Here is a 26,412-nt window from a genome sequence, read left to right on the forward strand (position 1 = left end):
CGCTGTGTGGCGGACGCTGCGAGGGCGTCAGCTCATCCCGTGATTCTATGAGCGATCCCAACGCAAAGCGCCCCGCCTGGCTGGTGCCGGACGGGGCGCTCATTGGTTCAGAAACTATACGAGCGAACGCAGCACGTACTGCAGGATGCCGCCGTTGCGGTAGTAGTCGGCCTCACCGGGGGTGTCGATGCGGACGACCGCGTCGAACTCCACCGGCCGCTTGCCCTCGGGCGAGTTCTCGCTCGGGGTGGCCGTGACCTTGACCGTCTTCGGCGTGACTCCGTTGTTGAGCTCTTCCAGACCCGAGATCGAGACGATCTCGGTGCCGTCGAGACCCAGCGACTCCCAGCTCTCGCCCGCGGGGAACTGCAGCGGGACGACACCCATGCCGATCAGGTTCGAGCGGTGGATGCGCTCGAAGCTCTCGGTGATGACCGCCTTGACGCCCAGCAGGCTCGTGCCCTTGGCCGCCCAGTCACGCGACGAGCCCGAGCCGTACTCCTTGCCACCGAAGATGACGAGCGGCGTGCCCTGCGCCTGGTAGTTCATGCTCGCGTCGTAGATGTACGACTGCGGCCCACCCGGCTGGGTGAAGTCACGCGTGAATCCGCCCTCGACGACCTGTCCGTCGTTGACGGCCGCGACCATCGCGTTCTTCAGACGGATGTTCGCGAAGGTGCCGCGGATCATGACCTCGTGGTTGCCGCGACGCGAGCCGAAGGAGTTGAAGTCCTTGCGGTCGACGCCGTGCTCGGTGAGGTACTGGGCCGCGGGCGTACCGGGCTTGATGTTTCCGGCCGGCGAGATGTGGTCGGTGGTGACCGAGTCGCCGAGCGTCGCCATGACGCGAGCGCCCTCGATGTCCTTCACCGGGGTGAGCTCCATCGTCATGCCGTCGAAGTACGGAGCCTTGCGGACGTAGGTCGAGTTCTCGTCCCACTGGAAGATCGCGTCATCCGGGGTGGGCAGGCTGCGCCAGCGCTCGTCGCCGTCGAAGACCGTCGCGTACTGCTTGATGAACTGGTCTCGTGAGATGGACGAGTCGACGATCTCCTGCACCTCGTCGGGTGTCGGCCAGATGTCCTTCAGGAAGACGTCTTCGCCGTCGGTGCCCTTGCCGAGCGCGTCGTTCTCGAAGTCGAAGTGCATCGAGCCGGCGAGAGCGTACGCGATCACCAGCGGCGGGCTGGCGAGGTAGTTCATCTTCACGTCGGGGCTGATGCGTCCCTCGAAGTTGCGGTTACCGGAGAGGACCGCCGTGACGGCGAGGTCGTGCGAGTTGATCGCCTCCGACACCTCTTCGATCAGCGGACCCGAGTTGCCGATGCAGATCGTGCAGCCGTAGCCGACGGTGTAGAAGCCGAGGCCCTCGAGGTCCTTGTCGAGACCGGACTTCTCGTAGTAGTCGGTGACCACCTTCGAGCCCGGACCGAGCGTGGTCTTCACCCAGGGCTTCTGCTTCAGGCCCTTCTCGAGCGCGTTGCGTGCGACGAGGCCGGCGGCGATCATCACCGACGGGTTCGACGTGTTGGTGCAGGAGGTGATGGCCGCGAGGGTGACCGCGCCGTTGTCGAGGATGTACTTCTCCCCCGACGGCGTGGTGACCGGCACGGGCTTCGAGGCATTGGCGGGAGCGCCGCTGTTGATGTGCACCGGCCGCGTGGACGGCTCCTCGTCGCCGGGTGCCTGACCGGGGTCGGACGCCGGGAACGAGTGCTTCGACTCGAGGTCGACGATCGAGTCCGAGGTGGACGGCGACGCGTAGCTCAGGATGTCCTGCTCGAACTGCGACTTCGCCTCGGAGAGGAGGATGCGGTCCTGCGGGCGCTTCGGACCCGCGATCGACGGGACGACCGTGCCGAGGTCGAGCTCGAGGTACTCGCTGAAGGTCGGCTCGTGCGCGGCATCGTGCCAGAGCTTCTGCTCCTTGGCGTAGGCCTCGACCAGCGCGACGGCCTCTTCGCTGCGGCCGGTGAGGCGCAGGTAGTCGAGCGTCACGTCGTCGATCGGGAAGATCGCGGCGGTGGAGCCGAACTCCGGAGACATGTTGCCGATGGTCGCGCGGTTGGCGAGCGGAACGGAAGCGACGCCTTCGCCGTAGAACTCGACGAACTTGCCGACCACGCCGTGCTTGCGCAGCATGTCGGTGATCGTGAGCACGACGTCGGTCGCGGTCACGCCGGCGGGGATCTCGCCGGACAGCTTGAAGCCGACGACGCGCGGGATGAGCATCGACACGGGCTGACCGAGCATCGCGGCCTCGGCCTCGATACCGCCGACGCCCCAGCCGAGCACGCCGAGGCCGTTGACCATGGTGGTGTGCGAGTCGGTGCCGACGCAGGTGTCGGGGTAGGCGCGGAGCACGCCGTTGACGTCGCGGTCGTAGATGACCTTGGCGAGGTGCTCGATGTTCACCTGGTGGACGATGCCGGTTCCCGGCGGGACGACCTTGAAGTCGCTGAACGCCGTCTGACCCCAGCGCAGGAACTGGTACCGCTCCCCGTTGCGCTCGTACTCGATCTCGACGTTGCGCTCGAGAGCGTTCTCCGAGCCGAACAGGTCGGCGATGACGGAGTGGTCGATGACCATCTCGGCGGGCGAGAGCGGGTTGATCTTGTTCGCGTCGCCACCGAGTGCCGTGACGGCCTCACGCATGGTGGCGAGATCGACGATGCAGGGGACGCCGGTGAAGTCCTGCATGACCACGCGAGCCGGCGTGAACTGGATCTCGGTGCTGGGCTCTGCCGCGGCATCCCACGATCCCAGCGCCTCGATCTGCGCCTTCGTCACGTTCGCGCCATCCTCGGTGCGAAGCAGGTTCTCCAGGAGGACCTTGAGACTGAAGGGGAGCTTCTCGAAACCGGGCACCGTGTCGATGCGGAAGATCTCATAGTCGGTGCTGCCGACTGTCAGGGTGCTCTTGGCACCGAAGCTGTTCACCGTGGACACGAATCCGTCTCCTTCTATTCGGATGGGAGCGACAGGCGCCTCCATCTTGCTCGCCAGCGAGCCCCTGCGGCTAGCAAGGCGGACCTAACCAGTCTGCTCCGCGCAGCCCGCGGGCGAAAGCCTGCGATTTATCTTGATATCAAGATAAATCTATCACGCCTCGGAGGCATCCTCGCGCGCCGGCTCTCGCGGGTGGAGAGCGCGGACGACCAGCCAGGTCACCGCGATGAGGGGGGCGAACAACGGCAACCCCATGACGAGCTTGAGGGTGCCGAGGGCGGTGACGTCTCCCGCGAGATAGAGCGGCAGCTGCACGGCGAGACGCGCGAAGAACAGCGCAGCCCATGCGATCCCGAGCCAGAAGTAGGCACGGCGCTTACGGCGATCACTGCGCCACGTCGTGCCCTCCCCCATCAGGAATCCGACCGCGAGGCCGATCAGCGACCATCCGATCAGGGCCGACACCAGGATCACCGATCCGTACACCGCGTTCGTGATGAGTCCGGGAACGAAGTTGTCCGCCCCTCGACCGGTCCACAGCGCGAGGGCGGCGGCAGCCACAGCGGCGATGAGACCGCCGAGCGCGGCCGACGGCGGCGACTTCTGCAGGAGTCGGACGACCGTGAAGACCGCCGCGAGCCCGACCGAGACGCCGAGCGACAGGATCAGCGGTTCGGGGCGGATAGTGAAGATGATGACGAATGCGAGGCTGGGCAGCACCGATTCGAGGATGCCGCGCCACCCACCCATCGCGGACCACACGACCTTGTGCGTGCTCGAACTCTCCGCCGGGTCGAGGCCGGCCCGACGAGCGGCACCGCCGAGCGCCTCACCGAGGATCTCGGAGGTGCGCTTCTCTCGCTCGGGGTCCTGGTCCGGGGTGCTCACGCGGATCCCGGGGTCGCCGGCATCTTGAGCGGGATCAGGTCGCGAGGGGGCATCGGCGAGCCGCCGCGGACGACGACGATCGATCGGAAGAGATCCTCGACCTTCGCACCCGCTTCCGGATCCGACGCGCCTGCTCCCCCGATGACTCCACGAAGGAACCATCGCGGACCGTCGATGCCGATGAAGCGCGCGAGACGCAGGCCGGACCCCTCGCTCGCGGTGGCGGGAACCTCGGCGAGGAGTTCCTTGCCGAGCGGACCCTCGCGCTCTTCGACGCGACCGCCCTGCGCCTTGACCTGGTCGCGCAGCTGCACACGGGTCTCGTCCCACAGACCGCCCGATCGCGGTGCGGCGAACGGCTGCACCTGCAGCGAGGAGTCCGCGTAGTCGAGCCCCACGGCGACGATGCGCTTGGTCTGCTCCTCGACCTCGAGCCGAAGGTTCAGGCCCTCCCTGGGGAGAATCTTGATCCCACCGAGGTCGATGTAGGGACGAACCGGATTCGCCTCGGAATCGTCGAAGGGCCCCTCGGTGGCGCGGTTCTCGGGCGCCGACTTCGGGGAAGTCTCGTTGTTGTCAGTCATTGGCCTGCCCTGCTTCGTTCTGCGTGTGCCCCGCCTGGTAGCCGGTGGAGCCGAATCCGCCGGCGCCGCGGACGCTCTCCGGCAGCTCATCGACCGGAAGGAACGTGGCGCGAGTCACCGGCATGATGATCAGCTGTGCGATGCGATCGCCGACCGCCACATCGTACGCGCTGTGGATATCGGTGTTGATCAGACTCACCTTGATCTCGCCCCGATATCCGGCGTCGACCGTCCCGGGCGAGTTCACGATCGAGATCCCGTGCTTGGCTGCGAGACCGCTGCGCGGAACCACGAACGCGGCGTAACCGTCGGGAAGGGCGATACGGACGCCCGTGCCGACGAGCGCGCGCTCGCCCGGTCCGAGATGCACGGCCTCGGCCGCCACCAGATCAGCGCCGGCATCACCCGGATGCGCGTATCCGGGCACCGCCGCGGCGATAATGGGGATATCAACGGAATCGGTCACCCCATGAGGCTAATGCAGAACACCGGCACAGACACACGCCCGCGCTATCGCGAACGACTCGCTCCCAGCCTGTGGCTGCTGGTCACCGTCGCGGTGGCGGGGCCGATGGTGTCGCTCGTCTTCGTCCCGATCGGATCGACGGTCGCGCTCGTCGTCGGAGCGGCCGTCTCCGCGCTCCTGGTGCTGACGTTCGTCGCCGCGACGCCGGTCGTGTCCGTCGAGGGCGCCATCCTGCGCGCCGGCCGCGCACATATCGATGTCGCGCACCTCGGCGATCCCGTGGCGCTGACCGGAGCGGATGCGCGTCATGCACGCGGGCCCGGACTCCCGGCGCGTGGTTGGCATCTCATCCGCGGTGGGATCGACGGCATCGTCGTCGTGCCGAATCTCGATGTCGACGACCCGGTCGACGCCTGGACCATCTCAACGCGGACTCCGGACCGCCTGGCCGCAGCGATCCGCGCGGCGCAGACCGGCGCCTGACCGGAGACGACAGCGCGCCCCGGACCACGATGGTCGGGGGCGCGTGAGACGTCGCTCGAAGGGCTGCTACGCAGCGCACTCCTTGCAGATGGGCCCGGATGCGCCCTCGTGGTCGAGCTGCGAGCGGTGCTTCACGAGGAAGCAGCTCATGCATGTGAACTCGTCCTGCTGCGCGGGCAGCACGACGACATCGAGCTCGAGGTCGGAAAGGTCGGCACCCGGAAGGTCGAAGCTCGACGGGTTGTCGGAGTCTTCGTCCCCGCTTGAGCCGGAGTTCTTGTCCGGCACACGCTCCTTCAGGGCTTCGATCGACTCGGAGTCGTCTTCGCTCTTTCGGGGGGCGTCGTAATCGGTTGCCATGCGGTAGATCTCCACTTTCATGGTGCGAGTGGGTGGTGCGCCGTCGGGTATTCGGCGGCCATAGTTTGCACGACCCGAGGTCATAACGCAAATGCTCGTCCGTGCGACAGAGGAAACTCACGGCACGCCCACGCTATTCCCGGTCACGAGCCCCCTCGCGTGACACCATGAACGGACACCCACCAGAGGGGCATTCGCATGGAAAACGTCACCATCGTCGGCACAGAAGCAGGAGTCCTCGTACTCGCGACCGAGTCGGGCGAGCGGTTCGCGCTGCCCATCGACGACATGCTGCAGCGCGAGATCCGTCGCGCCACCCGACAGGCCGAGCCGACCGCTCAGAAACTTGCGGCGAGCCCTCGTGACATCCAGGCCCAGATCCGCGCCGGGCTGACGGCTCCCGAAGTCGCCGAGCTGCTCGGGATCAGCGTCGAGGACGTCGCGCGGTTCGAAGGTCCGGTCCTCGCCGAGCGAGAGCACATCATCGGCCAGGCTCTCGCTGTGCCGGTCTTGATCGGCAGCGAGGTCGAGCCCGATGCGCAGCCCACCTTCGGCGTCGCCGTCCGCGCCAAGCTGGCCGAGATCGAGGCGACTGCAGAGCGCTGGGCCAGTTGGAAAGAGGACTCCGGCTGGACCATCAAACTCGAGTTCACGGCCAACGATGTCGAACACGACGCGCGCTGGAGCTTCGATCCTCGCCGCAGTGCACTGTCACCCCTGAACGCCGACGCGACCCAGCTCTCACGGCAGGGATCCCTGCCGGAGGGGCTCATCCCGCGACTGCGTGCGGTCGACGCCGAACGCACGACCTCGCCCTACAAGGATGAGAGCCGCTTCGATTCGGGGGCGTTCGGTCCGCGTCTCCTGCCGACTCCGGAGGCGGAGTTCGAAGATCCCTCCCTCCCGGAGCGCTCCGATCTCGCGGCGCAGGACGCCGCGATCAAGCGTGCGCCCTCGACACCGAGCACGAACCCCGAGACGGCCGACCTGCTCGAGGCCCTTCGACGCCGTCGCGGACAGCGCGAAACGGCTCCGCTGCTCGACGACGTCGAGGACGCAGAACGCTCCGACCCGATCTCCCTCTTCGACGCGCTGGATCAGCCGGAAGAGGAGCCGGAGGCATCGACGCCCGCATCGTCGCAGCCCACACCCACGGATTCCGGCGAGTCCGGTGGGCGCCGTCGCCGTCGAAACGCGATGCCCTCGTGGGACGAGATCGTCTTCGGCGCTCGCACGGATGAATGACGCCACATCGTCGTCGCCGCGCCGACGACGATCAGCGGGCGAAAGCCCCGAGTCTGATCAGCGGAACCTGACGCTCCTCGGGCGTGAGAGCGCCGTGTTGACCGATCATCGCCCGCCCGCGTTGGTCGGCGGCCGTGCCGTCGTACACGGCCCAGGTTCCGCGCGCGATCACCAGCACGTCACCGATCCGTGACGCTGCGGCATCGGTGACCGTCGGGCCGAAGAGGCGCGCATCCACCGCGTCTCCGCGGGTGAGGACATCGGCGGACCCTTGGAGGTCGGAACGCCAGCGCGTCATCACCTCAGCGACATCGACCTCAGGCTCGAGGTAGGCGTGCAGCATCCGGGGTTCGCCCCCCAGATGACGGATCCCCGTGAGATGCGCTTCCTCCAGGACGATCTGACGTTTCTGCGGCACGTCGACCATCCCGTGGTCGGACGTGACGAGAACGCCGACCCCTGGAGGCACGCGTGCGGAGAGCGCCGCATCGACGTCCTCGAGCGCCGCAACCCACTCCCGCGAAGCGATCCCGTGCTTGTGGCCGGCTTTGTCGACCTCGGGGAGGTAGCAGTAGACGAGCGCCCCAGGATGGGTCTGAGCGAGTGCGTAGGCGGCTTCGATCCGGGATGCCGCGGTGTCCGCCGCGACGAACTCCGCGCCACGAAGAGTCGCCTTCGTGAAACCGCTGTGCGCATAGGCGGCCAGACCGACGGCGAAGCTCTCGTGACCGCGGCGTCCGGCGCGCTCGAAGATCGTGGGCGCCGCCTGCCAGACGAGCGGATCGATCCCGTCGCTCTCCCAGCCGCTGAGCTGGTTGACGAGTACGTCGCGACTCGGGTCGAGCACGCGGTACCCCACGAGGCCATGCGCGCCCGGCCACACTCCGGTGACGATGCTGGTGAGGGCCGCGGCCGTCGTCGAGGGGAACACCGACTGGGCGACGTCCTTCTTCGCCATGCCCGCCGTCAGCGCCCGCGCGTGTCCGGCGTGTCCCCGAAGGCTGATCGCGCCGAGCCCGTCGATGACGACGAGGACGACCGATTCCGCCGGGGGCAGCACCTCGGACTCGCCGCGCAGGGCGGCGAACAGGTCCGCCGCCACCCCGACGACGCTCCGGGCGCTCGAAGAGTCGGACGGTAGCATGAAGGACATCCGAGCCAGTCTGACACAGGCTCCCGTACGCCCTCAGGAAGTCCATGCCGAAAACCCCGCCGCCCGAGCCCGTCGAGGAACGCATCCAGGACATCGACCTCTCCACGGAGATGCAGGGTTCGTTCCTCGAATACGCGTATTCGGTGATCTACTCGCGCGCCCTGCCCGACGCCCGCGATGGCCTCAAGCCCGTCCAGCGCCGCATCCTCTACCAGATGGCCGAGATGGGCCTGCGCCCGGATCGCGGCCATGTGAAGAGCGCTCGCGTCGTCGGTGAGGTCATGGGGAAGCTCCACCCCCACGGCGACTCCGCGATCTACGACGCGCTCGTGCGCCTCGCCCAGGAGTGGGCGTTGCGCGTCCCGCTCGTCGACGGCCACGGCAACTTCGGCTCCCTGGATGACGGTCCGGCCGCCGCGCGCTACACCGAAGCCCGACTGGCCGCCGCCGCACTCGCCCTCACCGAGAACCTCGATGAGGATGTCGTCGACTTCATCCCGAACTACGACGGACAGTTCCAGCAGCCGGCCGTACTGCCGGCCGCGTTCCCGAACCTCCTCGTCAACGGTGCCAGCGGCATCGCGGTCGGCATGGCCACCAACATGGCCCCGCACAACCTCATCGAGGTCGTGGCGGCGGCGACCCACCTGCTGGAGAATCCGGACGCCACGACCGAAGAGCTCATGGAGTTCGTACCCGGGCCGGACTTCCCCTCCGGGGGCATCCTGATGGGTCTGGACGGCGTCAAGGACGCGTACACGAACGGACGTGGCGCCCTCAAGGTCCGGGGCAAGACGTCCATCGAACCTCTGGGCCCGCGGCGCACCGGCATCATCGTCTCGGAACTGCCGTACATGGTCGGTCCCGAGCGTCTGATCGAAAAGATCCGCGATGCCGTACAGGCGAAGAAGCTGCAGGGCATCAGTGATGTCACCGACCTCACCGACCGCAACCATGGACTGCGCGTCGCCATCGGCGTGAAGACGGGCTTCGACCCGAACGCCGTCCTCGAGCAGCTGTACCGCCTGACGCCGCTCGAAGACTCCTTCAGCATCAACAACGTCGCGCTCGTCGAGGGCCAGCCTCGCACGCTCGGTCTCAAGGAGATGCTGAGCGTCTACGTCGGACATCGCCTGGAGGTGATCACCCGGCGCAGCCGGTACCGTCTCGCGCGCCGTGAGGAGCGCCTGCACCTCGTCGAGGGATTGCTCATCGCGATCCTCGACATCGACGAGGTCATCCAGGTCATCCGCTCCTCCGACGACTCCGAGCAGGCCCGCACCCGGCTGCGTTCGGTGTTCGATCTGAGTGAGCTCCAGGCCGAGTACATCCTCGAGCTGCGGCTGCGTCGCCTGACGAAGTTCTCGCGGATCGAGCTCGAGAGCGAGCGCGACGCGTTGCTGGCTGAGATCGCCTCGCTCCGTGAACTCCTCGGGAGCCCCGTGTTGCTCCGCGCGGCGGTCGCGAGAGAGCTGGATGCCGCTGCCGACGCCTACGGCACACCTCGCCGGACGCTCCTGATGAACGCGGCTCCCCCGAAGCCCCGGGCGACCAAGGGCGCGGTCGACCTGCAGATCGCCGATGCCCCCACGGTGCTCGTCCTCTCGACCACCGGCAGAGCCGTGCGCGTCGATCTCGGAGAGGGCCAGGAGCTCACGGTTCCGGCGCGTCGGAGCAAGCACGATGCCATCCTCGCGACGGTCGAGACCACGGTACGCGCCGAGATCGGAGCGCTGACGAGTCTCGGCCGAGTCGTACGGTTCTCCCCCGTCGACCTTCCCTCCGTCCCCTCCTCCTCGGTGCAGTTGGCGGCCGGTACGCCGTTGCGCGACTACCTGGGCATCACGACCAAGAACGAGCGTGTCCTCGGCTTCGTGCGCTTCGACAGCGACATCCCGATCGCTCTCGGCACCGCCCAGGGCACGGTGAAGCGCGTCGTTCCGTCCTCGCTCCCCGCGCGCCCCGATCTCGAAGTCATTGGCCTGAAGGCCGGCGACACGGTCATCGGTGCGGCGGAGGCAGCGGATGACACCGAGATGGTGTTCGTGACGACCGACGCCCGGCTGCTCCACTTCCCTTCGTCATCGGTACGTCCCCAAGGTGCCCCCGCCGGAGGCATGGCCGGGGTCAAGCTCGGCCCCGGGACCTCCGTCCTCTTCTTCGGCGTGGTCGATCCGACAAGCGATGCCGTGGTCGCCACGGTCTCCGGCGGCGAGAGCATCCTGCCGGGAACGGATCCGGGTCGCGCGAAGGTGTCGTCGTTCGCTGAGTACCCCGCCAAGGGGCGCGCGACGGGTGGCGTGCGCGCGCACGCCTTCTTGAAGGGCGAGGATCGGCTCACGGTCGCGTGGGTGGGCCCCGGTCCGGCGCAGGCCGTGGACCCGACCGGTGCGGTGCGCAAGCTCCCCGAGTCCGGTGCCCGTCGCGACGCCTCCGGCCAGCCCATCGACGGCGTGATCGGGACCATCGGACGCACGATCGTGTGACGTCGTCCGGGAGGCCTCCGTCACCGGCGGCCTCCCGGACGCCCGAGATCAGTTCAGGTCAGGCGTCGATCGACTCGCGCGAGAGCCGGTCGGAGGACTCGATGATGAACTCGCGCCGCGGGGCGACCTCGTTGCCCATCAGCAGCTCGAACATACGGCCTGCCGCCTCCGCATCCTCCATGCGCACCCGGCGCAGCAGACGCCCGGAGCGGTCCATGGTCGTGTTGGCCAGCTGCTCGGCATCCATCTCTCCGAGTCCCTTGTAGCGCTGGATCGGCTCGTGCCAGCGCTTGCCGGCCTTGCGGAGCTTGGTGAGCAAGGCCTGCATCTCCTGCTCGCTGTAGGTGTAGATCGTCTCGTTGGGCTTCGAGCCCGGGTTCATCACGATCACCCGATGCAGCGGGGGAACGGCAGCGAAGACACGGCCGTCCTCGATCAGCGGCCGCATGTAGCGGAAGAACAGGGTGAGCAACAGTGTGCGGATGTGCGCGCCGTCCACGTCGGCGTCGCTCATCAGGATGATCTTCCCGTAGCGTGCCGCGCTGAGATCGAACGTCCGGCCCGAGCCGGCGCCGATCACCTGGATGATCGATGCGCACTCCGCGTTCGAGAGCATGTCCCCCACGGAAGCCTTCTGCACATTGAGGATCTTGCCGCGGATCGGGAGGAGGGCTTGGAACTCGCTGTTGCGTGCGTTCTTGGCCGTGCCGAGAGCCGAGTCGCCCTCGACGATGAACAGCTCGCTGCGATCGACCTCGTTGGTGCGGCAGTCGACCAGCTTCGTCGGAAGCGTCGAGGACTCGAGCGCATTCTTGCGTCGCTGCGTCTCCTTGTGGGCGCGCGCCGAGACACGGGCCTTCATCTCCGAGACGATCTTGTCCAGGAGCTGTGATGCCTGGTTCTTGTCGTCGCGCTTGGTCGACGTGAAGCGCTGGGCGAGATCCTTGCGGATCACCTGCGCCACGATCTGTCGAACGGCCGGCGTCCCGAGGACCTCTTTGGTCTGGCCCTCGAACTGCGGCTCCGGAACGTTGACCGTGAGCACCGCGGTGAGTCCGGCCAGCACGTCGTCCTTCTCGAGCTTGTCGTTGCCGACCTTGAGGCGGCGGGCGTTCTGCTCGACCTGTGTCCGGAGGACCTTGAGGAGTTCCTGTTCGAAGCCCTGCTGATGGGTTCCGCCCTTGGGCGTCGCGATGATATTGACGAACGAGCGGACCCGGGTGTCGTAGCCGGTTCCCCAGCGCAGCGCGATGTCGACCGCGCAGACACGCTCGACCTCGGTGGCGATCATGTGACCGTCCGCTTGGAGCACCGGGACGGTCTCCTTGAACGTGCCTTCTCCCTGGATGCGCCAGGTGTCGGTCACCGGAGGGTCGATCGCCAGGTAGTCGACGAACTCGGAGATACCGCCCTCATAGAGGTACGAGGTCTCCACGGGCACGGGGGCCGCGACGGGCCCGGCGCCCTCCTCCTCGGTGACGTTCGAGAGCTCGGGGACGGGGACGGCGCGCTCATCCTTCACCACGATCTCGAGACCGGGAACGAGGAAGGCGGTCTGCCGCGCACGGGTCTCGAGCTCAGCGAGTTGGAACGCCGCGTCCTTCGTGAAGATCTGACGATCCGCCCAGTAACGGACACGCGTGCCGGTGACACCTCGTGGCGCCTTGCCGACGACCCGCAGCTCGCTCTTCTCCTCGAAGGGAGTGAACGGCGCGTCAGGACGCTTCTCGCCGGAGTCCGTGAAGATGCCCGGTTCGCCGCGGTGGAAGGACATCGCATAGGTCTTGCCACCGCGGTCGACCTCGACGTCGAGCCGCTCGGAGAGCGCATTCACCACCGAGGCACCGACTCCATGCAGACCACCGGACGCAGCGTACGAGCCACCTCCGAACTTCCCACCCGCGTGCAGCTTCGTGTAGACGACCTCGACACCGCTCAGACCGGTCCGGGGCTCGACGTCGACGGGGATTCCGCGCCCGCGGTCGTGCACCTCCACACTGCCGTCGCTGTGCAGGATGATGTCGATCTTCGAGCCGTTGCCCGCCACCGCTTCGTCGACGGAGTTGTCGATGATCTCCCAGAGGCAGTGCATGAGACCCGGGGAGCCGTTCGACCCGATGTACATACCCGGGCGTTTGCGGACAGCCTCGAGCCCCTCAAGCACCTGGAGGTGGTGGGCAGAATACTCGGCATTCACAATCTCCGAGTCTATTCTCGCCACCTCCGCTCGGGCTGCCGACACTCCCCACGCGGAGCGAGTCCGAGGCGCACGCGTACGCGCTGAGCGAAACACGCCGCAAACCGGGCATGCACACAGGTACAGCGTGGTTGTATTGACCAAATCACGAAGCGAAGCCGACACCCGAGGAGGCACCGAGATGAACGCAACGACCGAACGTGACACCTCCACCGTCGAGTTCCGCCTGACCGCCATGGATCGTTGTGATTCCTGCGGTGCGCAGGCGTACATCGCCGCCGAGGTGAACGGCTCCGAGCTCCTGTTCTGCGCCCACCACGGCCGCAAGTACGAAGAGAAGCTCCGCAGCGTCGCCACCAGCTGGCACGACGAGACCGCGCGTCTCATCGAAGCCGTCTGATCACCCTCGACGGGCCAGGGGTCAGTCGATCACGACCCTGCGCACTCGCGCGGTGAGCCGGGTGAGGATCTCTTCGCCGACCGTGTCGATCCGCTCGGCGAGCGTGGTCGCGGAAGACTCCCCGGATTCGCCCGCGCCGAACAGCGTCACTTCGTCGCCGACCCGGGCTCCCGGCCAGCGGTCGACGACCGACGTCGTCTGACCCACGGCGGTGAGCACTCGGGCTCCACCGGGAGTCCCCACGCTCGCTCCGCCCAAGGTCGACGGGAGACCGTCGAAGCTGCCGATAGCGATCACGGCATCGTCATCGGCGACCTCGACGACCGTGGCCACGAGGCTTGCTGCAGGTCGCACACCCTCGAGGTCCGGGCCGTCCGCGGATCGGATGCCGTAGCAGAACGCTCCGATGCGCGAGACCGAGCCACGCAGCTCCGGTCGCCACCAGGATGCCGCGGACGCGGTCAGGTGCAATGCGCGCGGAACCGGACCCGACTCCCCCACCACTCGCACGGCGTCCAGGAACACTGCCTGCGCCTCGTCGTCCTCCGCATCGCTCGCCTCAGCGATGTGGCTCCAGACCCCCTCCAATTCGAGGAGTCCTGCGGCCTCCGAGGCCCTGACCTCGGAGACAACGTCGGCCCAGTCCTCCGGGAGTATGCCGTTGCGGTGCAGGCCCGTGTCGATCTTGAGGTGCACGCGCGCCCGTGCGCCCAGCGCCTCCGCGCGGGCGATGATCCGTCGCAGATACTCGGCGGTGCCGACTCCGAGATCTATGCGGTGCAGCAGAGCGTCATCGACCTCCGCGTCCGTCGAGGTGGCCCAGGCAAAGATGCGCGCGTCTCCTCCGACGACGCGCCGAACCTCTGAGCCGCCCGCGATGTCGTAGCTCCCGAACCAGTCGACGCCCGCCTTCGACGCCGCCTCGACCGCCCACGCGAGCCCGTGGCCGTAGGCGTCGTCCTTGAGCACGAGCATGAGGGTCGACGGCGCGATCCGCGCCTTGACGGCATCGACGTTCGCGCGGAAGACGTCACTGCTGATCCGCAGCTGCGGGCGGGTCATGCCTCCCACCCCCGCACAGCGTGCGCGCCCGCGACCGTGACGAGTTCCGCCGCCGTCAGCCCGGTGATCGCGCTCCATCGGGCGACTCCGGCCTTGGCCGTGCCCCACCCACCGAAATAGGTGACCTCCGATCCGGGCGCGATGTCGACCTCCGGGCCTTCCAGGTCCACGACGCAGACATCCATCGCGACCCGTCCGATGATGGGTCGCGCCGTCCCGGCGGCGTCGACGTGCGCGTGATTCCCGAGGGCACGGACGATCCCTTGCGCATAACCGCCCGTCACCAACGCCACGGTGGTCTCCGCGGGCGCACGGAAGGTGTATCCGTACGACACCGCATCCCCGGCGCGCAAGCGTTTGGTGGACATCACTCGGCCGCTGAGGCGCATCACCGGCTGCGTCGAGAGGACTCCGCGCTCGTCCGGCAGCCCGTAGAGCAGAGTCGGGTCGATATCCGCCTCAACCGAGGTGACCCCGACGATTCCCTCCAGCCGCAGCGCCTCGATCTCACCGACGGAATCGACCAGCACCCGTTCGGCGCCGGCTGCGGTCACCGCCTGCGCGACGGCGAGGATTCCGTGGCCCCAGGCATCGCGTCGCAGATCCGCGATACGTCCTCCTGCGCGCACTGCCGCCGACGCCCCTGCCGCCAGCGCCGAGCGGGAGATCATCGCGAAAGGCAGGGCGCTGGAAGTCGTCTCACACACGTCCTCCACCCTAGCTTCCGCCTCCCAGGTGGACCTCCGAGTCCCCCGTAGACTGGTGGGGACCCCGACCCTGGAGCCATATGTCTCGTCTTTCCCTCGCGCCCCGCATCCGCTACCTGCTGGGACGCGCTCGCCGCATCGACGTCGGATCGGTGGTGGAACGGGCCAAGGAGGCATCGGAACAGCACCACAAGGCCGTCCCTGCCATCGTCGTCGACATGCTCTGGTCCGCGGCCCGGCACAACGTCGGGTTCCAGGACTACATCGACTACGACTTCGCCATGCTCACCAAGGCGGAGCGCGAGACCTACATGACCCACCCCGTGTCGAACCAGCTCTCGCAGCGATTCGACCACCCTGACTATCGCTGGATCTTCCAGGACAAGGTCGAGTTCGACAAGCAGTTCTCCCCCTTCCTGAAACGCGAGTGGATGACGGTCGAGGAAGGCAACGCCGCTGCGGTGCGCGAGCTGACCGAGCGCCTCGGCACGATCGTCACGAAGGAGCCGGTAGGGCAGGCGGGAACCGGTGTGCATCGCTATCACGCGGCGGACATCGACGACTGGGACGAGTTCCATCGCGGACTGCTGGACCGCGGCGAGCTTCTCATCGAAGAGGTGATCCGGCAGCACGACGCTCTGGCCGCCGTCTGCCCCGGCACTGTGAACACGACGCGCATCACCGCCTTCTTCGACGGTGAGAAAGCGCACATCCTCGCGATCGCGCAGAAGTTCGGCCGTGGCGCTGTCAGCGACCAGATGACCTTCGGCGGCTTCTACACGATGCTCGACCAGAACGGACACGCGATCGGCGCCGGGTACGACTCCCACGGACATGTGCACGAGACACATCCGGATTCCGGCTTCCGCATCGCCGACTTCCAGCTGCCGTACATGGAGGAGGTTCGTGCCTTCATCGACGACGTCGCGCGCGTCGTGCCGCAGGTGCAGTACGTGGGCTGGGACATCGTGGTCTCCCCCGACGGCCCCGTGCTCGTGGAAGGCAACTGGGGAGCCGGAGTGTACGAGAACAAGCCCAGCGTGACCGGCATCCGTACCGGCCACAAGCCGCGCTACCGCGAGGTCATCGGCTTCTGAGGAAACGCAGAAGGCCCCGGATGCTCTGCGCATCCGGGGCCTTCTCCGTAGATCTGAGCGAGTCAGACCGCGCGGACGATCCCGAGCGGCGTGGACTCCAGTCCCTGACCGAGCGGGTTGTCACCGAGGATCTTCACGAGCCGGTGCTCACCGTTCTTGTCGAGCGTCGAGCCGAGGATGTTGCCACCCAGGTCATTGATGTCGACGACGGCGACCTCTGCCTGGCCACCGATCAACGCCTTCAGCCGAGCGGCGACGCCATCCGGGTCCTTGGGTCCGAGCACGACCGCCTCGTTGTAGGGCGGGATCGTGTGCTTGGTGGGACCGTCGATGGCACGCGCCTTGTCACCCGCGATGCGGTAGAAGTCACCACGGCGACCGAACGCTTTGGTGACGGCGGCCACGGCGGACGCGAACAGGATACGGGGCGTGCCGCATTCGCGGAGCGCCATCTCCATCGTCTCGGGCATGCCGAGTCCGATCCCGTACGGCGTGCGCGTGACGTACTTCGAGAGGAAGAGCGCGAGCTTGCGCGGCTTGATCTCGTCGAGACGGTACGACCGACCCTGGGTGATCGCCACGATCTTCTCGGTCACGAACAGCAGGTCACCCGGCTGCACCGCATCCTTCGCATACTCCGTGATGATCGCGTCGAGGTCGTCCTCGGGCATGACCACACGGGTGCGCAGCGGGATACGCGCATAGCTCGTGCCGTCGACGACCGTCTCGAGCGCCTTGCCGTCGTTCGCCTGGCTCATTCGAGGTAGTCCCGCAGCGACTGCGAGCGGCTCGGGTGCCGGAGCTTCGCCATGGTCTTCGACTCGATCTGACGGATGCGCTCGCGCGTCACCCCGAACGTGTCGCCGATCTGGTCGAGGGTCTTCGGCTGACCGTCACCCAGGCCGAAGCGCATGCGGATCACACCAGCTTCGCGCTCGGACAGCGAGTCCAGGAGCTGCTCGAGCTGGCGCTGCAGCATGGTGAAGCCCACGGCATCCGCTGGCACGACGGCCTCGGTGTCTTCGATGAGATCACCGAACTCGCTGTCGCCGTCCTCACCGAGCGGCGTGTGCAGCGAGATCGGCTCGCGGCCGTACTTCTGGACCTCGACGACCTTCTCCGGCGTCATGTCGAGCTCACGGCTGAGCTCTTCCGGGGTGGGCTCGCGTCCCAGGTCCTGGAGCATCTGACGCTGCACGCGGGCGAGCTTGTTGATGACCTCGACCATGTGCACCGGGATACGGATCGTGCGGGCCTGGTCGGCCATCGCGCGCGTGATCGCCTGACGGATCCACCAGGTGGCGTACGTCGAGAACTTGAAGCCCTTGGTGTAGTCGAACTTCTCGACCGCGCGGATGAGACCGAGGTTGCCCTCCTGGATCAGGTCCAGGAACTGCATGCCGCGGCCCGTGTAGCGCTTCGCGAGCGAGACGACGAGTCGGAGGTTCGCTCCGAGCAGGTGACTCTTCGCGCGCTGACCGTCGCGGGCGACCCACTGCAGGTCGAGACCGAGCTGACTCGTCTTCTCGGCCGGCGTCATCGCTGACAGCTTCTCCTCGGCGAAGAGACCGGCTTCGATGCGCATCGCAAGCTCGACCTCTTCGGCGGCGTTCAGCAGAGCGACCTTACCGATCTGCTTCAGGTAGTCCTTGACCGGGTCAGCCGTGGCGCCGGTGATCTGCGTCGAGTAGACCGGCACGTCTTCGTCGTCGTTGGACGAGATGACGATCGCGCCGGTCGGCAGCGGCTCGGTGAACTTCGGCTTGGAGTCCTCGTCCTCTTCGTCGGCGTCCTCCGCAGCGACGACAGGGGCCTCGTCTTCTTCGACGACGTCGTCGGACTTCTTCTTCTTGACCGGGGCGCGCTTGGCAGCAGCGCGCTTGGCAGCGCTCAAGGGCGCGGGCTTCTCAGACGCTTCGGCCTCGACCTGGGCGTCGACGGCGGTCTCAGCGGCAGCCTTCTTCGTCCGGGTGTTCTTCGTCGTGGCAGGAGTCACGTTTCGCCTTTCACGGGGCGAATCTCTCACCCCGGGACATTTCGGACACTAGTAAGACCCTTGTCAAGTCCAGCGCTCGAAAACGCCGATTGACAACGGGTCAGAGTCCTAGTATCGCACACGTGTGGCGATGCAGGCGCATTCCGACGAAGTTCTCCCCGAACGGACTCAGGCGCGGCCGGGCTTGTCCTCGTCGCCGGAGGGACGGGAGGCGAGATAGCGCTCCAGTTCCGCAGCCAGTTCGTCGGCGCTGGGAAGATCGCGCTCGCTGAACCCGCCCTCGTCGTACGAGTCGTCGTCGGGGTTCCGACCCGCCATGTACGCGTCGTATCGGCGCTCGAGGTTGTGGACCATCTGCTGGAGCTCATCGTTCCCGGCGACCTGTTCGTCGACACGGGCCACGTAGTCTTCGCGACGCTCCTGCACCTCGTCCAGCATCAGCACGAGCCCCGTCGAGGCCATCAGACGCTCGGCGGCGGCGATCACCGCATCCGGGTTCTCCGTCTCGGCGAGGTAATGCGGCACCAGCAGCACGAAACCGACGGCGCGGTCGCCGCGCTCGACGAAACGGAACTCGAGCAGGTGCCCTGCCGTCGCCGGCACCTGGGTGCGCGGACGCCAGACGGAGTGCGCGACGGTGAGCTCTCGACGATTGCCGCTGACCGTCGTACCGATGGGACGCGTGTGCGGAACCGGCATGGCGATCGAATGGACCCAGTGGAACCCGGAGACCTCGAACTCCGCAGCCAGCGCGAGGACGGTGTCCGCGAAGCGGTTCCAGGCGAAGTCAGGCTCGTAGCCGGCGAGGAGCAGGAAAGGACGACCGAGCGCGTCCGTCGCGAGCGACAGCTCGAGTCGCGATGGCTTGAACTCGGTGAGATGGTCCTGATCGAAAGAGATCACCGGCCGCCGCGCGCGGTAGTCGAGAAGGGCATCGTTGTCGAAGACCACGACGGGCTCAGGAGAGGCTGTCTCACGCAGGTGCTCGATGAGCCCGGAGACTGCACTCCCCGCGTCGGTGAAGCCGGTGAGAAGCAGCACCAGTGGCAGGCCGTGCGGCACGGTCGGCGCATTCGCGACGCGTTCGTGGATCTCTCCGGAGAAGGGCATGTGTCCATGCTACGAGCAGGTCCCGGTGCCGGGCCCCGAGCCGTCTCGCTGAGAGCGAACACACCCACCCGGCGCGCGACTCCCCGCACCGGCGGAGATCCTAGGATGGAGGCATGACGCTTCCCGTGCTCTCGCACACCACCGCTCAGTTCCCCGGAAGCGCTGCCGATGCCGCAGTGCTCGTCGTCGCCGCTCTCCCCGAGTCGGCGGAATCACTGGCCGGTTATCCCGGCCTCGCGGAGGCCTTGGCCGGTGTCGGATTCACCGGCTCCGCCGGATCCTTCACCCGCGTGTATGCCCCCGAGGTGACCTCCCTGCCGTTCGCCGTCGTCGGCGCCGGCAGCACGCCGGATGCCGCGACGGTGCGCAATGCGGCCGGAACGGCGCTGCGCACGCTGACCGGCTTCGAGCACGTCGCGGTCGCCCTCGCCGACGGGCTCGAGGGCTTCGCCCCGGCAGCCGCAGAGGGCGCTGTGCTCGGTGGACACAAGTTCGACGGCTACCGCACCGAGAAGGGCAAGACGCGCGCCGGTGAGATCACTCTGCACGCCGCGCTCGACGATGAAGACGTCGCGCACGCCCAGGTCATCGGCGAGGCGGTCGCGCTCATCAAGGACCTCGTGAACGTGCCCGCCGAGTGGCAGAGCCCCGCGCAGCTCGCTCAGAGCGCGGCTGACAGCGTCGCCGACCTCGATGTCACGGTCGAGATCTTCGACGAGAAGGCCCTCGCCGAGCAGGGCTTCGGCGGCATCCTGGGCGTGGGACAGGGCTCCGACCGGCCGCCGCGTCTCGTTCGCCTCGACTACTCCCCCGCTGACGCTGTGCGACACATCGCGCTCGTCGGCAAGGGCATCACGTTCGACACCGGGGGCTTGTCCCTGAAGCCCGCGGCCTCGATGGTCGGCATGAAGTTCGACATGGCGGGCGCCGCGACGTCCCTCGCCGCGATCCGGGCGATCGCCGCACTCGGCCTGCCCGTCCACGTCACCGCGTGGCTCTGCATCACCGACAACATGCCCTCGGGTCGTGCGTTGCGCCCTGGCGACGTCATCCGCATCCTCGACGGCACCACGGTGGAGGTCCAGAACACCGACGCCGAGGGACGGCTCGTCCTCGCAGACGGCCTCGTGGCCGCGAGCCGCGAGAATCCGGACGTCATCATCGATGTGGCGACCCTCACGGGCGCCATCGTCGCCGCACTCGGCCACCGGCACACCGGAGTCTTCGGCGACGTCGAGACGGTCTCGTCCTTCATCTCGGCAACCGCCCAGGTCGACGAGCCCGCCTGGCACATGCCGCTGCCGGACTACATGGAGGAGTCGCTCGAGTCCCCCATCGCCGACCTGCAGAACGCGAACATGAGCGACCGGATGGGCGGCGCCTCCTATGCAGGCCTGTTCCTGCGGCGCTTCGTCGGGCGCACCTCGGACGCTGAGGACGCCCCCCGCATCCCCTGGGTGCACCTCGACATCGCGGGATCCGGCGAACATGCCGGCGCCCCGTACGGCTTCACGGAGAAGGGCCCCACCGGAGCGATGGTCCGATCGATCGTCGCCTTCGCCGAAGCATCCCACAAGGAGGCATGACCTATGACAACCCACACCTTCGACATCGTCGTCCTGGGCGGCGGAAGCGGCGGATACGCCGCGGCGTTGCGCGCGAGTGAACTCGGCAAGTCCGTCGCGCTGATCGAGAAGGACAAGGTCGGTGGGACCTGCCTGCACCGCGGGTGCATCCCCACCAAGGCCCTGCTGCACGCGGCAGAGGTCGCCGAGCACGTGCGCGATGCCGCTTCCGTCGGCGTGACCGCCACGCTGGAAGGCGTCGACCCGGCAGGAGTCCGTACGTACCGCGAGGGGATCGTCGCCAAGAAGTTCAAGGGCCTCGAGGGACTCGTCAAGGCTCGCGGCATCACCACGGTCGCCGGACTCGGTCGTCTGAACCCGGACCGCAGCGTGAGTGTCGGCGACGACGTCTACGTGGGCGCGGATGTCGTGCTCGCGACCGGATCGTACAGCCGATCGCTCCCTGGCCTCGAGATCGGCGGACGCGTCCTCACGAGCGAGCAGGCCCTCGCCCTCGACGTCATCCCGGAGCGGGTCCTCATCCTCGGTGGTGGCGTGATCGGAGTCGAGTTCGCCAGCGTGTGGCGTTCGTTCGGCTCGGAGGTCACGATCATCGAAGCGCTCCCCCATCTCGTCCCGAACGAGGACATCGCCCTCAGCAAAGGACTGGAGAGGGCGTTCCGCCGACGTGGCATCCAGTACTCCCTCGGCACCCGCTTCCAGAGCGCGGTTCAAGACGATTCCTCCGTCACCGTCACGCTTGAAGACGGCAAGGAGTTCACCGCCGACTACCTGCTCGTCGCCGTCGGGCGTGGTCCTGTGACCGCCGATCTCGGCTTCGAGGAGGCGGGCGTCACGCTCGATCGTGGCTTCGTGATCGTCGACGAAGACCTGCGCACCGGTGTTCCGGGGCTCTGGGCCGTCGGCGACATCGTCCCCGGCCTCCAGCTCGCGCATCGCGGATTCCAGCAGGGCATCGCCGTCGCCGAACGGATCGCGGGTCTCTCGCCCGTGAACATCCCCGATGCGCAGATCCCCAAGGTCACTTACTCGAGTCCTGAGGTCGCCTCGGTCGGCGTGACCGAGGAAGCGGCCGCTGCCGAACACGGCGCGGACGCGATCGTCGCCTACGAATACAACCTCGCGGGGAATGGCAAGAGCGAGATCATCGGAACCGGTGGTCTCGTGAAGGTCGTCCGCCTCAAGGACGGCCCCGTCATCGGTGTCCACCTGCTCGGCGACCGCGTCGGCGAGCTCATCACCGAGGGGCAGCTCGCCGTCGCCTGGGAAGCGCACCCGGAGGACATCGCGCCTCTCATCCACGCGCACCCGACCCAGAGCGAGGCACTCGGCGAGGCGTTCCTCGCCCTCGCCGGCAAGCCCCTGCACGCCCTCTGAGCACCAACCGGTGCCCGAGTCACTAAGCTAGACAAGCGTCATACAACTTCCTGAAGGAGACTCAGTCATGAGCACATCCGTCGTCCTCCCCGCTCTCGGCGAGAGCGTCACAGAGGGTACGGTCACCCGCTGGCTCAAGCAGGTGGGAGACACCGTGCAGGCGGACGAGGGCCTGCTCGAGATCTCGACCGACAAGGTCGACACCGAGATCCCCTCCCCTGTCACCGGTGTGATCGAGGAGATCCTCGTGGCCGAGGATGAGACCGTCGAGGTCGGAGCCCTCCTGGCCCGCATCGGCGACGGCAGCAGTGCCGCTCCGACCCAGGACGCCCCGGCCGCTGCCGCCCCGGCTGCCGAAGAGGCTCCTACCGAAGCCGCACCCGAGGCATCCGCGCCGGCTGAGCAGGCGGCACCCGCACCTGCGGCGGAGACGCGCGCCCCGGCCGCTGAGTCCGCGCCGTCGGCGTCCGCAGGCGATGCGACCGACATCGTGCTTCCGGAACTGGGCGAGAGCGTCACCGAGGGCACCGTCACCCGCTGGCTGAAGCAGGTGGGTGACGAGGTCGCCGTCGACGAGGCTCTTCTGGAGATCTCCACCGACAAGGTCGACACCGAGATCCCCTCGCCGGTCGCCGGCGTGCTCCAGGAGATCGTTGCCGGAGAAGACGAGACCGTCGCCGTCGGCGCCGTGCTCGCCCGCGTCGGTTCGGGTGCCGCTCCGGCATCCGCCGCCGAGCCGGAAGCGCCCGCTGCGGAGGCACCCGCCGCTACTCCGGCCCCCGCCACTGAAGCGCCGGCTGCTGCTCCGGCACCGGCTGCTGCTCCCGCACCGGCTGCGGCTCCGGCTGCTCCCGCACCGGCCGCTGCTCCGGCACCCGCCGCCGCTCCCGCTGCACCGAAGCTCACGCTGCCGACCGAGAGCGACAACCTCTACGTGACGCCCCTCGTGCGCCGTCTGGCCTCGCAGCAGGGAGTCGATCTCGCCTCCGTCCAGGGAACCGGCGTGGGGGGTCGTATCCGCAAGGAAGACGTCCTCAAGGCCGCTGAGACCGCGTCCGCTGCCCCCGCCGCAGCCAGCGCTCCCGCCCCGGCGCCGCTCGAGGTCTCCCCGCTGCGCGGCACCACCCAGCCGATGTCGCGTCTGCGGAAGGTCCTCGCCAAGCGTGCGGTCGAGTCGATGCAGCAGACCGCTCAGCTGACGACGGTCGTCGAGGTCGATGTCACGGCTCTGGCCGAGTACCGCGACAGTGTCAAGGCGTCCTTCCTCGAGAAGACGGGCGACAAGCTCTCCTTCCTGCCGTTCTTCGCGCTGGCGACCGCCGAGGCCCTCCAGGCCTTCCCGATCATCAACGCCACGGTCGACGGCGAGAACATCGTGTACCCCGAAAGCGAGAACGTGTCGATCGCGGTCGACACCGAGCGCGGACTGCTCACCCCCGTGCTGCGCGACGCCGCCTCGAAGAACATCGCGCAGATCGCTCATGAGATCGCCGATCTCGCCGCCCGGACCCGCGACAACAAGCTGAAGCCCGACGAGCTCGCCGGTGGAACGTTCACGCTGACCAACACGGGTTCCCGTGGTGCCCTGTTCGACACTCCGGTGGTCTTCCTCCCGCAGTCGGCGATCCTGGGCACCGGAACGGTCGTGAAGCGCCCCGGTCTCGTGAAGGTCGGCGGTGCGGATGCCATCGCTGTCCGGTCGTACGTGTATCTCGCACTCTCCTACGACCACCGGATCATCGACGGTGCCGACGCTGCCCGCTTCCTGGGCGCCGTCAAGGCACGCCTCGAGTCGGCGCAGTTCGCCGCTCAGCTCGGCGCCTGACCCGAGAGTTCACCCTGGCTGGTCCGCGACGTCATACACGTCGCGGACCAGCCATTTCTCTTGCATGCGGAGAAGCACCATGATGAGACGCCCTGCCGTGTCAGCGGCATCCGCCTCTGCGTCCACGGCGACACGAACGACGGCGATGTCCCCGTACTCATCCACCAACTCGAATCTCGGTGTTCCGTCCGTCGCCGCGTCGAGGGCATCCAGGACCCTGGTCGCCCCCTCCGCCACGGCGTCCTCGCAGGACACGTCGCCCTGAACCCGACAGTCCGCGATGATACGGAGCAACGCCGCTGCCGCCGTGGCAGGGTCGTCTTCTGCGGGAGTGACCTCGTCCGGCTCCGGCGACACCCCGTCGGGGCCCGGCGACCCGGCGCGTCGACGGGAATCCTGCGTCTCCTCGGAGTCCGCCCCGGCCTCGGTCGACGCTGCAGTGGAAGGTTCCGGGGAAGTCGCACCGCCCTCCACATCCGGTGCCTCCACATCCAGTGCCTCCGCATCCGCAGCCTCCACATCCGCTGCCTCTCCGGACACGCCCCCGCTGGGCCACAGCAGCCCGACGGCCAGCACCGCCGCGGCAGCCGCACCCGCGATGAGCAAAGCCCGCCGCCGCGACACATCGGCGCTCCCGGAGCCCGCACTCTCCGTCGCTCGCGTGGGCCCGTTCCGGCGGGCGGACACCGTCCATTCCCGCACCGTTGTGCCGAGCACCCGCACGAGGGCGCCCGCCGCCCGTACCCGGTCCGCGATGTCCCTGTCGCCCCGCGGGCGGAGGAGCGCCCTCCTCCCGCGACGACGACCACGCAGGCCCACTGCGGATCGAGAAGCCTCCCCGCGTCGCGGTGACACGCGAAGGTCGTGCGACGTGACCGCGCGCGCGACCTCCCGAGCGCGCTCCGGAGCATGCGGCGCGCGATCGAGGGGTTGCGGAGCAGCGACGCCCAGCAACTCCTGCTCCCACTGTGCCAGCAGCTTGACCGGGAGGCGCGGCTGCGCTGCCGCCTTCTCCAGCCCTCGCCCGACGCTGTCGAGCACCCGCTTAACCACCTTGTCGGGGCTGTGCTCTTGCAGCCGCTCGAGGATGACGCCGATGCCCTCCCGCGCATCCCCTCCCTGGCCGAAGACGAAGACCGGGCGGCCGCCGTCGGTCACCCACCATTCCCCGCTGCGGGCCTCCCCGGGGTCCTCCCCGACCTCGTGGAGACCGCGCAACAGGCTTATGACGAGAGTGCTGCACTCCCCGGGTGTCAGCACCGTGCCCGCAGCCGTGCGACGGACCAGGAACCCCAGCACCCGGTCCGTGCACCACGGCAGCAGTACGTCATGCCCTCCCCTCCGACGCACCACATCGAGAGGCGCAGCGACATGCTCCGCCCCGGCGTGGCGCCACCCCACCCAGCCGCTGAGTGTCGCTGCATCGACACGCACTGCCACCCCCTCCCCAGAGGTGACGAGCGCACCGGCGAAGGGCCCCTCCGCGCCGTCGAGTGTCCGAACCACCCGGTGCGCCCCGGGAAGGAGCACCTCGCCCCGTCGGGCACCCGCTTCGATCTCCGCCATTGCTCCATCAGAGCGCACCGAGCGCGCTCGACGGGCTGTTCGGAGGCATTGTGAATAGACTCCGAGGGTTTCCACGCATGTGCAGAAGAGGTGCGTGCGCCTCCGCTTCGCGCGAACGCCGACATCAGGAGGGTCGAGGACTCGGTAGGCTGGTCCTCATGGCAAAGCGTGCTTCTGAACCCGAAAAGCGTCCTGGGTTCTTCTCCCAGATCAAGTCCCTCTTCCGGTTCACCCGCGAGGCCTACTCGTGGCTTCCCTGGGCACAGCTCGCGATCCTCATCGGCGGCGTCCTCCTCGGCCTCGTCGCCGGCTATCTGATCCCGCCCTTCCAGGTCTGGACCCTCATCCTCTGGGGCATCACCGGCCTGATGCTGGGTATCCTCGGCGCGCTGTTCCTCATGACGCGCCTGTCGACGTCGGCCATGTACGCGAAGATCGACGGCATGCCCGGCGCCACCGGCCACGTGCTCAGCACCAGTCTCGGCCGCAAATGGCAGGCCTCGGAGACACCGGTCGGCATCAACCCGAAGACGCAGGAAGCCGTCTACCGCACGATCGGCCGCGGTGGCATCGTCGTCGTGGGCGAGGGCGCGCGTGGCCGACTCACCCGCCTGGTCAACGAGGAGCGCAGCAAGGCCCAGCGCGTCGCACACGGCGTCCCGATCACGGTGATCTATGTCGGACACGGCGAAGACGAGGTCGCGATCGCCGACCTCGCGAAGACGATCAAGAAGATCCCGAAGGCGATCGACAAGGCCACCATGGCTGCCGTCATCCGCCGCGTGGAATCCGTGTCGCAGTCGTTGTCGTCGCTGCCGATTCCCAAGGGGATCGACCCCACGAAGGTGCGCTCCCAGCGCCCGCGGTGATCTGAC

Annotated in this window: 22 protein-coding genes; 9 read left to right on the forward strand and 13 right to left on the reverse strand. The window is 67.8% G+C overall.

Annotated elements, in window-relative coordinates; translation table 11 throughout:
* Positions 1–114: 114 nt before the first annotated feature.
* The 4 genes from LRQ07_RS09250 to dut all read right to left on the reverse strand — a co-directional run bounded on the left by LRQ07_RS09250 (position 115) and on the right by dut (position 4,887).
* Entirely contained in the window at positions 115–2,949 is a 2,835-nt protein-coding gene (locus LRQ07_RS09250; protein WP_413775519.1) for an aconitate hydratase, read from the reverse strand.
* A gap of 153 nt (positions 2,950–3,102) precedes the next feature.
* Positions 3,103–3,837 carry a DUF3159 domain-containing protein gene (locus tag LRQ07_RS09255; protein ID WP_134353779.1) on the reverse strand — a complete coding sequence of 245 codons (735 nt, stop codon included), beginning with the start codon at positions 3,835–3,837 and terminating at the stop codon, positions 3,103–3,105.
* Complete coding sequence (locus LRQ07_RS09260) at positions 3,834–4,421, reverse strand: DUF3710 domain-containing protein (protein WP_047519423.1); 588 nt, start codon at positions 4,419–4,421, stop codon at positions 3,834–3,836. The genes LRQ07_RS09255 and LRQ07_RS09260 overlap by 4 nt, the downstream gene beginning before the upstream one ends.
* Positions 4,414–4,887 carry a dUTP diphosphatase gene (gene dut, locus LRQ07_RS09265; RefSeq protein WP_131491128.1) on the reverse strand — a complete coding sequence of 158 codons (474 nt, stop codon included), beginning with the start codon at positions 4,885–4,887 and terminating at the stop codon, positions 4,414–4,416. The genes LRQ07_RS09260 and dut overlap by 8 nt, the downstream gene beginning before the upstream one ends.
* 12 nt (positions 4,888–4,899) lie before the next feature.
* Here dut and LRQ07_RS09270 point away from each other — a divergent pair, with 12 nt between their 5' ends.
* Complete coding sequence (locus LRQ07_RS09270) at positions 4,900–5,370, forward strand: DUF3093 domain-containing protein (protein ID WP_232763133.1); 471 nt, start codon at positions 4,900–4,902, stop codon at positions 5,368–5,370.
* A 66-nt stretch (positions 5,371–5,436) separates the two neighbouring features.
* On the opposite strand, the gene LRQ07_RS09275 is transcribed toward LRQ07_RS09270, so the two are convergent.
* The gene (locus tag LRQ07_RS09275) at positions 5,437–5,730 is read right to left on the reverse strand and encodes a DUF4193 domain-containing protein (RefSeq protein ID WP_046747247.1); all 294 of its coding nucleotides are present in this window, start codon (positions 5,728–5,730) and stop codon (positions 5,437–5,439) included.
* A gap of 198 nt (positions 5,731–5,928) precedes the next feature.
* Here LRQ07_RS09275 and sepH point away from each other — a divergent pair, with 198 nt between their 5' ends.
* Positions 5,929–6,975: a septation protein SepH gene (gene sepH / locus LRQ07_RS09280; RefSeq protein ID WP_232761785.1), complete on the forward strand. Its 1,047-nt coding sequence runs from the start codon at positions 5,929–5,931 to the stop codon at positions 6,973–6,975.
* A gap of 31 nt (positions 6,976–7,006) precedes the next feature.
* On the opposite strand, the gene LRQ07_RS09285 is transcribed toward sepH, so the two are convergent.
* On the reverse strand, positions 7,007–8,128 hold the full coding sequence (locus tag LRQ07_RS09285) for an alkaline phosphatase family protein (protein ID WP_232761784.1): 1,122 nt from the start codon (positions 8,126–8,128) through the stop codon (positions 7,007–7,009).
* A gap of 44 nt (positions 8,129–8,172) precedes the next feature.
* Between LRQ07_RS09285 and LRQ07_RS09290 the strand changes: the two genes are divergently transcribed.
* The gene (locus LRQ07_RS09290; protein ID WP_256534422.1) at positions 8,173–10,614 is read left to right on the forward strand and encodes a DNA topoisomerase (ATP-hydrolyzing) subunit A; all 2,442 of its coding nucleotides are present in this window, start codon (positions 8,173–8,175) and stop codon (positions 10,612–10,614) included.
* 58 nt (positions 10,615–10,672) lie between these two features.
* Here the strand turns inward: LRQ07_RS09290 and LRQ07_RS09295 are convergent, their stop codons facing one another.
* Positions 10,673–12,811 (reverse strand): DNA gyrase/topoisomerase IV subunit B, encoded by a 2,139-nt coding sequence (locus tag LRQ07_RS09295; protein WP_413775520.1) that lies wholly within the window; start codon positions 12,809–12,811, stop codon positions 10,673–10,675.
* 181 nt (positions 12,812–12,992) lie between these two features.
* Here LRQ07_RS09295 and LRQ07_RS09300 point away from each other — a divergent pair, with 181 nt between their 5' ends.
* Entirely contained in the window at positions 12,993–13,211 is a 219-nt protein-coding gene (locus tag LRQ07_RS09300) for a hypothetical protein (protein WP_047519411.1), read from the forward strand.
* A 21-nt stretch (positions 13,212–13,232) separates the two neighbouring features.
* Here LRQ07_RS09300 and LRQ07_RS09305 read toward each other — a convergent pair whose 3' ends face one another.
* Positions 13,233–14,273, reverse strand: coding sequence for an alanine racemase (locus tag LRQ07_RS09305; RefSeq protein WP_256534423.1), 1,041 nt, complete (start codon positions 14,271–14,273; stop codon positions 13,233–13,235).
* Positions 14,270–14,980, reverse strand: coding sequence for an alanine racemase (locus LRQ07_RS09310; RefSeq protein WP_256534424.1), 711 nt, complete (start codon positions 14,978–14,980; stop codon positions 14,270–14,272). The genes LRQ07_RS09305 and LRQ07_RS09310 overlap by 4 nt, the downstream gene beginning before the upstream one ends.
* Before the next feature lie 80 nt (positions 14,981–15,060).
* On the opposite strand from LRQ07_RS09310, the gene LRQ07_RS09315 reads away from it, so the two are divergent.
* Positions 15,061–16,077, forward strand: a complete 1,017-nt coding sequence (locus LRQ07_RS09315; RefSeq protein ID WP_131491132.1) for a sugar-transfer associated ATP-grasp domain-containing protein — start codon at positions 15,061–15,063, stop codon at positions 16,075–16,077.
* 62 nt (positions 16,078–16,139) lie between these two features.
* On the opposite strand, the gene LRQ07_RS09320 is transcribed toward LRQ07_RS09315, so the two are convergent.
* The 3 genes from LRQ07_RS09320 to LRQ07_RS09330 all read right to left on the reverse strand — a co-directional run bounded on the left by LRQ07_RS09320 (position 16,140) and on the right by LRQ07_RS09330 (position 19,183).
* A complete protein-coding gene (locus tag LRQ07_RS09320; RefSeq protein WP_153244169.1) occupies positions 16,140–16,835 on the reverse strand; it encodes a coenzyme F420-0:L-glutamate ligase in 696 nt (231 codons plus the stop codon).
* Positions 16,832–18,073 carry an RNA polymerase sigma factor gene (locus tag LRQ07_RS09325; protein WP_047519402.1) on the reverse strand — a complete coding sequence of 414 codons (1,242 nt, stop codon included), beginning with the start codon at positions 18,071–18,073 and terminating at the stop codon, positions 16,832–16,834. The genes LRQ07_RS09320 and LRQ07_RS09325 overlap by 4 nt, the downstream gene beginning before the upstream one ends.
* A gap of 168 nt (positions 18,074–18,241) precedes the next feature.
* Positions 18,242–19,183 carry a proteasome assembly chaperone family protein gene (locus LRQ07_RS09330; RefSeq protein WP_131491133.1) on the reverse strand — a complete coding sequence of 314 codons (942 nt, stop codon included), beginning with the start codon at positions 19,181–19,183 and terminating at the stop codon, positions 18,242–18,244.
* Between the two features lie 113 nt (positions 19,184–19,296).
* On the opposite strand from LRQ07_RS09330, the gene LRQ07_RS09335 reads away from it, so the two are divergent.
* From LRQ07_RS09335 to sucB, 3 genes are all read left to right on the forward strand, one after another.
* On the forward strand, positions 19,297–20,769 hold the full coding sequence (locus LRQ07_RS09335) for a leucyl aminopeptidase (RefSeq protein WP_256534425.1): 1,473 nt from the start codon (positions 19,297–19,299) through the stop codon (positions 20,767–20,769).
* 3 nt (positions 20,770–20,772) lie between these two features.
* Positions 20,773–22,146 (forward strand): dihydrolipoyl dehydrogenase, encoded by a 1,374-nt coding sequence (gene lpdA, locus LRQ07_RS09340; protein WP_131491135.1) that lies wholly within the window; start codon positions 20,773–20,775, stop codon positions 22,144–22,146.
* Between the two features lie 67 nt (positions 22,147–22,213).
* Positions 22,214–23,971, forward strand: a complete 1,758-nt coding sequence (gene sucB / locus LRQ07_RS09345; protein WP_256534426.1) for a 2-oxoglutarate dehydrogenase, E2 component, dihydrolipoamide succinyltransferase — start codon at positions 22,214–22,216, stop codon at positions 23,969–23,971.
* A 9-nt stretch (positions 23,972–23,980) separates the two neighbouring features.
* Here the strand turns inward: sucB and LRQ07_RS09350 are convergent, their stop codons facing one another.
* Complete coding sequence (locus LRQ07_RS09350) at positions 23,981–25,537, reverse strand: hypothetical protein (protein WP_256534427.1); 1,557 nt, start codon at positions 25,535–25,537, stop codon at positions 23,981–23,983.
* A gap of 158 nt (positions 25,538–25,695) precedes the next feature.
* Between LRQ07_RS09350 and LRQ07_RS09355 the strand changes: the two genes are divergently transcribed.
* On the forward strand, positions 25,696–26,406 hold the full coding sequence (locus LRQ07_RS09355; protein WP_047520099.1) for a DUF4191 domain-containing protein: 711 nt from the start codon (positions 25,696–25,698) through the stop codon (positions 26,404–26,406).
* The last annotated feature ends 6 nt before the right edge of the window (positions 26,407–26,412 follow it).

It is taken from the genome of Microbacterium sp. J1-1 (genome assembly GCF_024498615.1).
Lineage (GTDB): Bacteria > Actinomycetota > Actinomycetes > Actinomycetales > Microbacteriaceae > Microbacterium > Microbacterium aurugineum.

What these genes read in the sequence shown, in the direction of transcription:
- LRQ07_RS09260 (WP_047519423.1), bottom strand. Translation starts at nt 4,421, where the DNA reads ATGACTGACAACAACGAGACTTCCCCGAAGTCGGCGCCCGAGAACCGC.
- LRQ07_RS09270 (WP_232763133.1), top strand. Translation starts at nt 4,900, where the DNA reads ATGCAGAACACCGGCACAGACACACGCCCGCGCTATCGCGAACGACTC.
- LRQ07_RS09275 (WP_046747247.1), bottom strand. Translation starts at nt 5,730, where the DNA reads ATGGCAACCGATTACGACGCCCCCCGAAAGAGCGAAGACGACTCCGAG.
- sepH (WP_232761785.1), top strand. Translation starts at nt 5,929, where the DNA reads ATGGAAAACGTCACCATCGTCGGCACAGAAGCAGGAGTCCTCGTACTC.
- LRQ07_RS09285 (WP_232761784.1), bottom strand. Translation starts at nt 8,128, where the DNA reads ATGTCCTTCATGCTACCGTCCGACTCTTCGAGCGCCCGGAGCGTCGTC.
- LRQ07_RS09290 (WP_256534422.1), top strand. Translation starts at nt 8,173, where the DNA reads ATGCCGAAAACCCCGCCGCCCGAGCCCGTCGAGGAACGCATCCAGGAC.
- LRQ07_RS09300 (WP_047519411.1), top strand. Translation starts at nt 12,993, where the DNA reads ATGAACGCAACGACCGAACGTGACACCTCCACCGTCGAGTTCCGCCTG.
- LRQ07_RS09305 (WP_256534423.1), bottom strand. Translation starts at nt 14,273, where the DNA reads ATGACCCGCCCGCAGCTGCGGATCAGCAGTGACGTCTTCCGCGCGAAC.
- LRQ07_RS09315 (WP_131491132.1), top strand. Translation starts at nt 15,061, where the DNA reads ATGTCTCGTCTTTCCCTCGCGCCCCGCATCCGCTACCTGCTGGGACGC.
- LRQ07_RS09320 (WP_153244169.1), bottom strand. Translation starts at nt 16,835, where the DNA reads ATGAGCCAGGCGAACGACGGCAAGGCGCTCGAGACGGTCGTCGACGGC.
- LRQ07_RS09330 (WP_131491133.1), bottom strand. Translation starts at nt 19,183, where the DNA reads ATGCCCTTCTCCGGAGAGATCCACGAACGCGTCGCGAATGCGCCGACC.
- LRQ07_RS09335 (WP_256534425.1), top strand. Translation starts at nt 19,297, where the DNA reads ATGACGCTTCCCGTGCTCTCGCACACCACCGCTCAGTTCCCCGGAAGC.
- lpdA (WP_131491135.1), top strand. Translation starts at nt 20,773, where the DNA reads ATGACAACCCACACCTTCGACATCGTCGTCCTGGGCGGCGGAAGCGGC.
- sucB (WP_256534426.1), top strand. Translation starts at nt 22,214, where the DNA reads ATGAGCACATCCGTCGTCCTCCCCGCTCTCGGCGAGAGCGTCACAGAG.
- LRQ07_RS09350 (WP_256534427.1), bottom strand. Translation starts at nt 25,537, where the DNA reads ATGGCGGAGATCGAAGCGGGTGCCCGACGGGGCGAGGTGCTCCTTCCC.
- LRQ07_RS09355 (WP_047520099.1), top strand. Translation starts at nt 25,696, where the DNA reads ATGGCAAAGCGTGCTTCTGAACCCGAAAAGCGTCCTGGGTTCTTCTCC.